Annotated in this window: 10 protein-coding genes; 3 read left to right on the top strand and 7 right to left on the bottom strand. The window is 52.4% G+C overall.

The window, feature by feature from the left end; translation table 11 throughout:
- Positions 1-29: 29 nt before the first annotated feature.
- Together ACT3R4_RS13495 and ACT3R4_RS13500 are read left to right on the top strand one after the other, a co-directional pair.
- Entirely contained in the window at positions 30-1,130 is a 1,101-nt protein-coding gene (locus ACT3R4_RS13495; RefSeq protein ID WP_226912028.1) for a tyrosine-type recombinase/integrase, read from the top strand.
- A gap of 91 nt (positions 1,131-1,221) precedes the next feature.
- The gene (locus ACT3R4_RS13500; RefSeq protein WP_193053557.1) at positions 1,222-1,638 is read left to right on the top strand and encodes a SufE family protein; all 417 of its coding nucleotides are present in this window, start codon (positions 1,222-1,224) and stop codon (positions 1,636-1,638) included.
- Positions 1,639-1,643: 5 nt separating this feature from the next.
- Here ACT3R4_RS13500 and yidD read toward each other — a convergent pair whose 3' ends face one another.
- The 7 genes from yidD to ACT3R4_RS13535 all read right to left on the bottom strand — a co-directional run bounded on the left by yidD (position 1,644) and on the right by ACT3R4_RS13535 (position 7,333).
- Positions 1,644-1,973 carry a membrane protein insertion efficiency factor YidD gene (gene yidD, locus ACT3R4_RS13505; protein WP_193056405.1) on the bottom strand — a complete coding sequence of 110 codons (330 nt, stop codon included), beginning with the start codon at positions 1,971-1,973 and terminating at the stop codon, positions 1,644-1,646.
- A gap of 2 nt (positions 1,974-1,975) precedes the next feature.
- On the bottom strand, positions 1,976-2,443 hold the full coding sequence (gene hisI, locus ACT3R4_RS13510; RefSeq protein WP_193056404.1) for a phosphoribosyl-AMP cyclohydrolase: 468 nt from the start codon (positions 2,441-2,443) through the stop codon (positions 1,976-1,978).
- Positions 2,444-2,448: 5 nt separating this feature from the next.
- Positions 2,449-2,895, bottom strand: a complete 447-nt coding sequence (locus ACT3R4_RS13515; protein WP_172116630.1) for a Fur family transcriptional regulator — start codon at positions 2,893-2,895, stop codon at positions 2,449-2,451.
- A gap of 31 nt (positions 2,896-2,926) precedes the next feature.
- Positions 2,927-3,925: an alpha-L-glutamate ligase-like protein gene (locus tag ACT3R4_RS13520; RefSeq protein ID WP_193056403.1), complete on the bottom strand. Its 999-nt coding sequence runs from the start codon at positions 3,923-3,925 to the stop codon at positions 2,927-2,929.
- Entirely contained in the window at positions 3,922-5,445 is a 1,524-nt protein-coding gene (locus tag ACT3R4_RS13525) for an inactive transglutaminase family protein (protein WP_172116628.1), read from the bottom strand. Before ACT3R4_RS13525 ends, ACT3R4_RS13520 begins: the two co-directional genes overlap by 4 nt.
- A gap of 36 nt (positions 5,446-5,481) precedes the next feature.
- The gene (locus tag ACT3R4_RS13530; RefSeq protein WP_192526973.1) at positions 5,482-6,318 is read right to left on the bottom strand and encodes an ATP-dependent zinc protease family protein; all 837 of its coding nucleotides are present in this window, start codon (positions 6,316-6,318) and stop codon (positions 5,482-5,484) included.
- A 310-nt stretch (positions 6,319-6,628) separates the two neighbouring features.
- The gene (locus ACT3R4_RS13535; protein ID WP_193056402.1) at positions 6,629-7,333 is read right to left on the bottom strand and encodes a TetR/AcrR family transcriptional regulator; all 705 of its coding nucleotides are present in this window, start codon (positions 7,331-7,333) and stop codon (positions 6,629-6,631) included.
- Between the two features lie 143 nt (positions 7,334-7,476).
- Between ACT3R4_RS13535 and ACT3R4_RS13540 the strand changes: the two genes are divergently transcribed.
- The gene (locus tag ACT3R4_RS13540; protein WP_441679307.1) at positions 7,477-9,507 is read left to right on the top strand and encodes an oxidoreductase; all 2,031 of its coding nucleotides are present in this window, start codon (positions 7,477-7,479) and stop codon (positions 9,505-9,507) included.
- The last annotated feature ends 84 nt before the right edge of the window (positions 9,508-9,591 follow it).

A 9,591-nucleotide genomic window follows, 5' to 3' on the forward strand; every position in this document is an offset into this window, starting at 1 on the left:
TGGACGTAATTGCCGGACAGAAGGGCGGCATGCAGGCGTCAAGCGCTGTAGTGGAGCTGCCGTTTCAGTCATCGCGCATTAATGCGCATACAGACGCTCAGGCCGTTGCTGCATGGCTTGCCGAGTATCAGGACAGCCCGCAAACCTGGAAAAGCTACCGGCGTGAAACCGAGCGGTTGTTGCTTTGGCTTGACCACCAGCACTTAACGCTGGAAGCGATGAACCGGGAAACGCTGCGCCAATTTGAAGCATTCCTGGCAGACCCGCAGCCCGCCCAGCACTGGGTTGGGCCTTCAAAACCTCGTTACCACCCGGAGTGGAGGCCATTTCGTGGGGCGTTATCACCCGCCAGCCGCCGACAAAGTTTGATTATTTTGCAGGGGCTGTTTAGCTGGCTGGTAGAAGCAGGGTGGGTCAGCCATAATCCGTTTCGGTTGATGCGCGATAAATCTCGCCGCCTAAACAATCAGACACCTCGCATTGAGCGCTATCTGGAACGTGAGCTATGGGAGTGGTTTTGGTGCTGGCTTAATCAGCCAATGAGTGACGGGAAGGGAAGTCGTGCCGAGTATGAACAGGCCCGACGCCGGTTTATTTTCGGCTTTGCCTACTTATTGGCACCGCGTATTAGCGAAATGGCGGGCACCCGCATGGGTGATTTTTCCCAATCAGAAGGGCGCTGGTGGTGGTCCGTGGTGGGCAAAGGCAGCAAGCTTGCTCGCGTCCCAGTGCCTGATGATATGCAGGCATGTTTGACTGGTTGGCGACAAGCGCTTGGGCTTGATGGATTGCCCATGCAGTTTGACGAGACGCCTGCTATCCGAGCGCTGGATGGAAAGCGGGGTATTGGTGACAATCAGCTTTACCGGCTGATCCGTGAAACCTTTGCAGAAGCGGCCGACGTGCTTGAAGCTGAAGAGGGGGCGCCCGCCTATGTGGCTGCGCTGCGCAAGGCAACACCGCACTGGCTGCGACACACCTCGATCACCCACCAGGCTCAAGCGGGCATTAGCTTGCGTCACTTGGCAGAAAGCGCCCGCCATGCGCGGTTGGACACCACATCGCGCTACCTGCACACCGAAGATAATGAGTGGCACAGTGAACAGCAACGTCACCGGCTTACGCCATAAGGCACGTCAGGCTGAAAAGCTATCCACGCAAGCCACCTTGAACCCGTATAATGGTCTGACGCTTTTAAATCGAATATGAAAAGGAACGAGTATGAGCACTTCCGGCGCCGAGCAGGCCCAGCAAGAGCTAATCGAAGAGTTTGAAATGTTTGATAACTGGATGGACCGATATCAATACATTATCGATATGGGCAAGCAGCTTCCTGATTTTCCAGAGGCGTGCAAAACTGCGGAGTATAAAATTCAGGGCTGCCAATCCAATGTATGGATGCGCCATGAACAGCAGGGCGACACGCTGGTTTTTAGCGCTACCTCTGATGCGGCAATTGTTTCTGGGCTGATTGCAGTGCTGCTACGCATCTATAGCGAGCGCACAGCGGCTGAAATTCGCACTACCGAACCGCACTTTTTAGCGGATCTTGGGCTGGATAAACATCTTTCCCCCACGCGCAGCAATGGCCTCCACGCCATGCTTGAGCGTATTTACCAAGTGGCGCAGCAAGCCTAATGGCATTAACGTTGATGTTGATGACAGCATGAAGGAGAGGGCGGCGACTCGTCGTCCTCTTTACAAAGTTGCTCACTACGCCCACCGGGAACAGGGTCCATGCCACCAGAGTTGCCAGGATGGCATTTTAGGATTCGCTTGATAGCCATCCAGCCACCTTTGGCAGGGCCATGCACCTGAAGGGCTTCAATGGTGTAGGAGGAGCAACTTGGCCAAAATCGGCAGCGTGGCCCGAGCAGGGGGCTAATAAGGTATTGATAGGCACGCACCGTGCCAACCATTACTAAAACCGCCAGCTTGCGTAAAGCACGTAATATGTAATGCACCCAGCGCATGACTAACGGTTACCGTAAAGCTCATCCGGGTGAATAAGCGGTTCACTATTAATGGTGGCATCGGCGCTGGTTAGCGAAAGATAAAAGCAGCTTCGGCGACCGGTATGGCAAGCAGGACCTGCCTGGTCTACCTGTAGCAGCAATGTATCGCCATCACAATCCAGAGCCGCCGACTTAAGATGCTGCTGTTGTCCGGATGACTCGCCTTTACGCCAGAGCTTGTTGCGTGAACGCGAATAGTAGCAAACGCGATGCGTGCTCAGCGTTTCCTCTAGTGCTTCACGCGTCATCCAGGCCATCATTAACACTTCTTTGGTGTCATACTGTTGAGCGATAGCAGGCAATAAACCTTCCGCGTTAAATCTAACAGCATCCAATAACGTCGTGGTGGCGGGTAATGTATCTTGTGGCGTTGCCGCCTCAAGTGCCTTGAATAACGTATCAGCCGGTAGTTGATCAAAACGAGACATATCTATTATTCACTCTTGGCTCGACAGTTTTGACAAAGGCCTTGCAGCTCAATCGTCTGTCGTTCAACACTAAAGCCTTGCCGGCTGGCAAAGGCTGACAGCTGATCGCTAACTTCATCCAAATGCAATTCTTCGACGTAACCACATTGACGGCAAATCAGCAGTTGGAACCCATGAATATGTTCAGGACAGGCGCATGCCACATAGGCGTTTAGCGACTCGATACGATGCACCAATCCTTGGTCAATCAAGAATTCCAGCGCTCGATAAACCGTAGGAGGGCGGGCAGCCGCATGCTCGGTTGAAAGTTTATCCAACAGGTCATAGGCTTTTAAACCACCGCCATTGTGAGCAATCAATTCAAGCACGCGGCGTCGAATGGGGGTAAATCGAACGCCGCGGCTGTGACACTGTGATTCCGCTTGTTGAAGTAGCGTATTCGCTTCAGTCATTGGTGCACTCAGTAAACGTCATCAGCTTAGTCTACGCGCTTGCGATAGTTGTGTCAGGGCTTTCTGTTAGCTCACTCTTGCGAGCAAAGTGGTGCTGAGCAAACGCTACACGCTCGGCAACTGGCACCCCTTCTGGTTGACGCTCGATGAGATCAAGCCGGCGACGCAAACCCTCTCCGTTGGTCATTTGAATAGCAAGGCCCGGGCGTGCATTCAGCTCAAGCAGCATGGGCCCATGTTGCCTGTCCAACACCATATCGGTTCCCAAATAGCCTAATCCGGTCATTTCATAGCAACCCGCCGCCAGATTTAGCAGGGTGTCCCACTGGGGGACCGCCAGGCTTGCCAGGTCATGCCCGGTATCCGGGTGGTTGAAGCAAGGGCGGTCAAACTGCACGCCGCGAAGCGCTTCTCCGGTGGCAATATTCAATCCAACACCGACCGCTCCCTGGTGCAGGTTGGCTTTGCCATCGGAAGCCGCCGTTGATAAGCGCATCATCGCCATGACGGGGTAGCCCTTGAAAACGATGACCCGAATATCCGGCACACCTTCGTAGGTATATGCCATCAGGCTTTCTTCAAAATTAATCAGCGTTTCAATGACAGCTACATCCGGAGAGCCGCCCAGGGAGTAAAGCCCTGAAAGAATATTAGAGACATGACGCTCTACAGCCTCAAGCGTTAAATGCGCTCCGCTGGGTTTAACAAACTGATTATCAACTACCTTTTCGATAACCAGAATACCCTTGCCGCCACTGCCTTTGGCAGGTTTGATAACAAAACCATCATGACCTGTCAGCATATCGCCAATATGCTGAACGCCAAACTGCGTGGTTACCGTACCAATAAGCTCTGGTGTGGTAATGCCATACTCTTGCGCCAAAAGTTTAGTCTTGAGCTTGTCATCCACCAACGGGTAAAGGCGCCGTGAATTATACCGGCCAATATAGCGAATATTGCGCCGGTTCATGCCGATAATGCCTTTGTCGCGCAGGCGGCTAGGCCATGTCCAGTTGTTGAGCCAACTCATGACGGCTTCTCGTCATCAGTAATCGGCTTGAAGCGGCGTAACTCAAGCAAACGATAGCCGGTGTAGTTACCCAAAATCAGAATGAGCGCCATCAAAATCAGCTGAACACCCAGGAAGTTGAAGGTGATGTGACGCACCCAAGGGTTGTTCATGGCAAGGTATGCGAGCACGGCTGTCAACAAGCTGCCGCCCCCCTGAATAATGACCTGTTTTGGGCCTTCTTCTTCCCAGAGGATCGACATCCGCTCAATCGTCCAGGCCAGGATAATCATGGGGAAGAAGGTGACAGTGAGCCCCGCGCTTAGACCCATACGGTAAGCCAATACGGTAAAGATCGAGATAATCGCGATGACCGTTATGATGACCGCCGATACTCTCGCCACCAACAATAAGTTCAAATAAGACAGATAGTTACGAATAACCAAGCCAACAGCCACGATCAGCAGGAAGCCAATCAAACCCGTCAGCAGGGTGGTTTGTATAAAGGCGAGGGCGATCAGAACAGGCATAAAGGTGCCTGATGTTTTCACCCCGACCAATACACGCAAAAACACAACGACCAAAGCGCCAATGGGAATCAGCAGAATCGTTTGGAAAAGAGCTTGTTCTTCAAGTGGTAAGCTATGGATTGAGAAATTCAGCAGAGTATCATCAGAAAAGTGGTTGCGCACAGCAGCAGACGCTGGCTGATGGTGCGTTAGCATAGAGAAGCTAACCCGCGAGTTTGTACCGCCTTGAACTTCAAGCACCGCCCGACCACTTGTTTCCCAGAGCAGCAGGTTCTCGGGCTGGCCTTCCTCGCCCGTTGCGGGGTCGAATATATTCCAGCTTTCTGCAGGCTCATCAAATACCTGAATCCAACTGCTTAATAGTTGACGCCGGCGCCCATCTTCCAGTAGTAGTCCGCTGACTTCTCGTGCTTGTACACCCGCTTGATTTAGCAAGCGCACGATGAGAGCTGACGGCGTTTCCTGGGTAAGCAGTAAGCGGGCATTTTCGCCCTGACGCTCGCCATTTACATCAAGAATTAGCTCACGCGCAAAGGTCGCATTATTTGCACTTCTGGCCCACGCTCTATCAATTAGCTGGGTAGCTGCTGAATCATAAGGACTTTCCCAGGGCGTGCTCGACACCAGCCCTGGCGGTGCTTGTACCGGCGGGCGGGAACCAGGTGATACCAGCATTTGCACCGAATAATAGAGCTGCTGGCTGCCAGCAGCATTCCGAATGGTCCATTCGGCTTGGCGCCCGAAATCATCCGTCTGGTAGGCTAAACCATAGCCAGAAGAAGCGGTATTTTCGGTCAGTACACGAAAGCCTGCCTGCTGGGTGGGCAGCGCTAAGTCCACTTTTACGGGGCCATTCTGGGCATTGAAATTGATAACGGCCTCAATTTCCCATACCTGACGCTGCTCGCCTGGTACCCAAGGAATTTCAAAATGAAGATGTCTATGCACACTGGTGGCAATACCTGCCACAAGAAGTAGACCTACAATGATATAAAACGGAAGGCGTGACATTAAAATTCCTTTCAGCGAAAAGCGGCAGGGGAGCTTTTACTCTTCGATATCGTCTTGGTCGACCGCTTCATCTTCAGCGGCTTGTTCAGCAGGGTCACCGCCGGGGAATTCTGGACGCTCATGTAAGTAGGTTTGCGCCACATCAACAATAGCAATATCCATTAAGAAACGGCGGCCTAGCAATACGGGAAAATCGAGGTGGGTACGATCATTCAGCGTAAATTCGACGTTTTCACGAATAGGACCGAGCGTCATTAATAGAGAGACAACGGGGCGAGACTCTTCACCAGACGCTTGAACAATGCGTACACGCCGTTGAACAGGTGCCTCGATCCACTCGTTACGCAATGACTCCACGACACTATCATCCTCAGTCAGTGCCAGCTTGAAGCGCACCCAATCTTCGCCATCGCGCTCAAAGCGCGTAATGTCGGAGGCCGATAATGATGACGTCTCTGCACCGGAGTCCACGCGTGCTTTTAAATAGGTACCTACACTCGGCAGGCCAACCCATTCGCTACGTCCCAGCATGGTTTTCATATCTAGCGTGGTGTCCACTTCACACTCTTCGCGGATAATGATGGGCTCGTCACCCCGAGCTTCAAGCTCCTTTATATCACCGCGTAAAAGGCGTAGCAGGCTACCCACTTCACGAACATCAGCGGTAAGCACCTGCTGCTGGCTGAGTTGTTGCGCCTGATGCTGAGCATTGGCACTGCATTGTTGCCCTAATGCATCCTGTAGCTCGAGCATTCGAGTATTGAATGATACCTCGTTCAATAACGGTGGCTCATTAGAATCTGGTTGCTGAAGGGCGCAGCCAGAAAATAGAAGTGATAAACCAGCCATCAGCCACAAAACACCTGGGCGCATAACGAGAGACATCCTTGAAAATTAAAAAGGAATAATAAGGAGAAGCTAGACCGGTTGTCCAACGCCGTATTAACTTTTTAGAAGCTACCTAATCTACCATTTAACATAATATATGTTATGCGAACATCTAAATTGTTAATTTCCACATAAAACACTTAAGGTGGCATATATCCGTCTAACATTTTGATTTTTGGACCCCAATGGCTTTAACGTGCACATTCTTACATAACCAGATGCCGATTGCTTCCTCCTGGACCGGTTCCGACCGCGAAGATGACATTTATGCTGCTGACAAGCCCAGATTATCGTTTCAGCTTTTTAACGTGGTCCCCCCCCGATAATGCCGAGCGTTAATGTCGGTTTCATCTGTCATCTCCTGTTGAGCCGCCATCTCTTCGGGCGTAAACCGCGCTCTATGCCGCGCAGCAAACCGCTCAAGATCAGCATGGGTGCACATCTGCCCAGTAAAAATATTGATGTACTGAGCCACTCGGGCGATCCGCGTATCTTGGGTCTCCTGGGTATGCATCGAGATATAGCCGATCTGAATCAAATACACCGTGCGTGCACGGGTATCAGCTTCCAGTACGTCATAGCCATAGCGAATAAACATGTCTTGCAGCGCTTGTAGCCGCACGCTATCGGCTTGGCTAACGCGCTCAGCAACCGCTTGATCTTGCAGGCTCCAGCTTCTAACGGCGTACTCAAATTCAGAATCAAATACCGCTGGGTCAAACCAACAGTCAAAGATATTGAGCGTGGCTTCCACGATGGAAGACGCATATTTCTCCGATTGCTCAATTAAGGCCTGGGTATTTTGTCGCTCCCACCGCTCCAGTAGTGCAGCAAGCACTTCTTCACGGTCTTTAAATAGCCAGTAAAAACTGGTGCGTGATGTTTTTAACTTCTTTGCTAACGGTACGATTTTGACGGCACTGACTCCCGAGGCTGTCAGTAGCTCGTAAGCAGCATCAATCCAAGCAGTTTGGTTAATCGTGGCGCGTCCGTTTTTCACGTATTGCTCTCTTTGCCATGGCGATGTAATCGATCATACAGCAAGCTTGTTACCCTTATGTACACCAATGTCATATATATTGACAACTATGAACAGAGAAGACTAGCTTGTGATAATCATCAAAACAACAAGAGAAGACGACCGTGAAAAATGACCCTTTGCTACAGCCGCTACAACTAAAACATTTAACGCTGAAAAATCGGGTAATGCTGACTTCTCACGAACCCGCCTACCCCGAAGATGGCATGCCTAAAGAGCTATACCGGGCCTATCATGTTGAACGTGCCAAGGCAGGTATTGCCCTGACCATGACTGCTGGGTCAGCAGCGGTTTCCCGAGACAGCCCGCCGGTGTTTAACAATATTTTGGCTTATAAAGATGAGGTGGTGCCGTGGATGCGCGACCTCACCGAGGCGTGCCACGAACACGGTACGGCGGTAATGATTCAGCTAACACACTTGGGTCGCCGCACCCGGTGGGACAAAGGGGATTGGCTACCGGCGGTATCAGCCTCCAATCATCGAGAAGCATCTCACCGTGCTTATCCAAAAAAAGCCGAGCTTTGGGATATTGAGCGATTAGTCAAGGATTACACCGACGCCGCCGAACGCATGTACGCAGCAGGCCTGGACGGCATGGAGATTCAGGCGTACGGCCACCTGATGGATCAGTTCTGGTCGCCGTTAACCAACGAGCTTGATGCGCCTTATGGCGGCAGCCTGGATAACCGGCTACGGTTTACCTTTGAAGTGCTCCAAAGCATCCGTGAGCGTGTTGGTGAGAGGTTCTTACTTGGTGTGCGTTATACCGGTGACGAGTGCTTACCCGGGGGCTTCGATGCCCGTGATGGCATGACCATTTCGCACCGTTTGAAAGACAGCGGCTTGGTAGATTTTCTTAATGTCGTTAAAGGGCATATTGATACCGATCCGGGTCTGACGGACGTGATTCCTATCCAAGGCATGCCCAGCGCGCCACATCTGGATTTTGCGGGCGATATTAGGCGTGAAGTCGACTTCCCCACTTTCCATGGGGCTAAAATTCAGGATGTTGCGACGGCTCGTCATGCGATTGCCACCGGCAAGGTCGATATGATCGGCATGACTCGTGCTCATATGGCCGACCCACACCTAATGAAAAAAGTCATCGAAGGCCGTGAAGAAGAGATCCGTCCCTGCGTGGGCGCTAATTACTGTCTGGACCGCATTTACCAGGGCGGCGCGGCATACTGTATTCACAATGCCGCGACTGGACGTGAAACCACCATGCCCCATACCATCCCTCTCGCCGATACCAAACGTAAGGTGGTGGTCGTTGGCACAGGCCCCGGCGGGCTGGAAGCCGCCCGTGTGGCTGCCGAACGCGGTCACGAAGTCGTCGTATTTGAAGCGGCAGATGCCCCCGGCGGGCAAATTCGTTTAACGGCACAGAGCGAGCGTCGTCGAGAAATGATGGGCATCATCGATTGGCGCTTTGAGCGCTGTCAGGCCATGGGTGTCACGTTTCACTTCAATGTCTTTGCCGAACAGGATGAAGTGCTCGCCGAAGCGCCGGATGTGGTCATTGTGGCAACGGGCGGGCAGCCTAACGAAGAGGCGCTTCACGAGGGCAACGAGCTGGCCGTCACCGGTTGGGATCTGCTCTCAGGCCATGTGGTGCCAGGCAGCAACGTGCTGGTGTACGACGATGCAGGCGACCATACCGCCCTACAAGCGGCTGAGATTATTGCCAAAGCAGGCGGTAAGGTCGAATATATGACAGCCGACCGCGCCTTGGCGCCGGAGGTCATGGCCATGAACCTGGTGCCTTACATGCGTACGTTACAAATGCTGGATACCACGTTCACCCCCACCTTCCGCCTGACTGGTATTAAGCGCGACGGCAGTGAGCTGGTTGCCTCGGTCAGCAGCGATTACACAAACGTTGCTAAAGAGCGGCGCGTAGACCAAGTCGTCGTCAATTTCGGCACCTTGCCTATGGCCGATCTATATGAAGAGCTGAAGCCGCTGTCGAGCAACCAGGGGGCCGTCAACTATGACAACCTCATTGTAGGCACACCGCAGCCTATCGCTACCGAAGGCAAGTTCCAGCTGTTCAGGATTGGGGATGCCATTTCGCACCGCAATACCCATGCCGCGATTTATGATGCCCTGCGCATCGTCAAAGACTTATAAGGTCCTGGCGCTTAAGTGAGCCGGTTTTCGGCCCGGCTCACTATTTTTAGTTTAGTGCTTTTCTTGGTCGTCTAATCTCGCAGG

It is taken from the genome of Halomonas sp. AOP7-E1-9 (assembly GCF_052376035.1).
GTDB classification, from domain to species: Bacteria; Pseudomonadota; Gammaproteobacteria; order Pseudomonadales; family Halomonadaceae; genus Vreelandella; species Vreelandella citrativorans.

What these genes read in the sequence shown, in the direction of transcription:
- yidD (WP_193056405.1), bottom strand. Translation starts at nt 1,973, where the DNA reads ATGCGCTGGGTGCATTACATATTACGTGCTTTACGCAAGCTGGCGGTT.
- ACT3R4_RS13515 (WP_172116630.1), bottom strand. Translation starts at nt 2,895, where the DNA reads ATGACTGAAGCGAATACGCTACTTCAACAAGCGGAATCACAGTGTCAC.
- ACT3R4_RS13525 (WP_172116628.1), bottom strand. Translation starts at nt 5,445, where the DNA reads ATGTCACGCCTTCCGTTTTATATCATTGTAGGTCTACTTCTTGTGGCA.
- ACT3R4_RS13500 (WP_193053557.1), top strand. Translation starts at nt 1,222, where the DNA reads ATGAGCACTTCCGGCGCCGAGCAGGCCCAGCAAGAGCTAATCGAAGAG.
- hisI (WP_193056404.1), bottom strand. Translation starts at nt 2,443, where the DNA reads ATGTCTCGTTTTGATCAACTACCGGCTGATACGTTATTCAAGGCACTT.
- ACT3R4_RS13495 (WP_226912028.1), top strand. Translation starts at nt 30, where the DNA reads ATGCAGGCGTCAAGCGCTGTAGTGGAGCTGCCGTTTCAGTCATCGCGC.
- ACT3R4_RS13520 (WP_193056403.1), bottom strand. Translation starts at nt 3,925, where the DNA reads ATGAGTTGGCTCAACAACTGGACATGGCCTAGCCGCCTGCGCGACAAA.
- ACT3R4_RS13530 (WP_192526973.1), bottom strand. Translation starts at nt 6,318, where the DNA reads ATGCGCCCAGGTGTTTTGTGGCTGATGGCTGGTTTATCACTTCTATTT.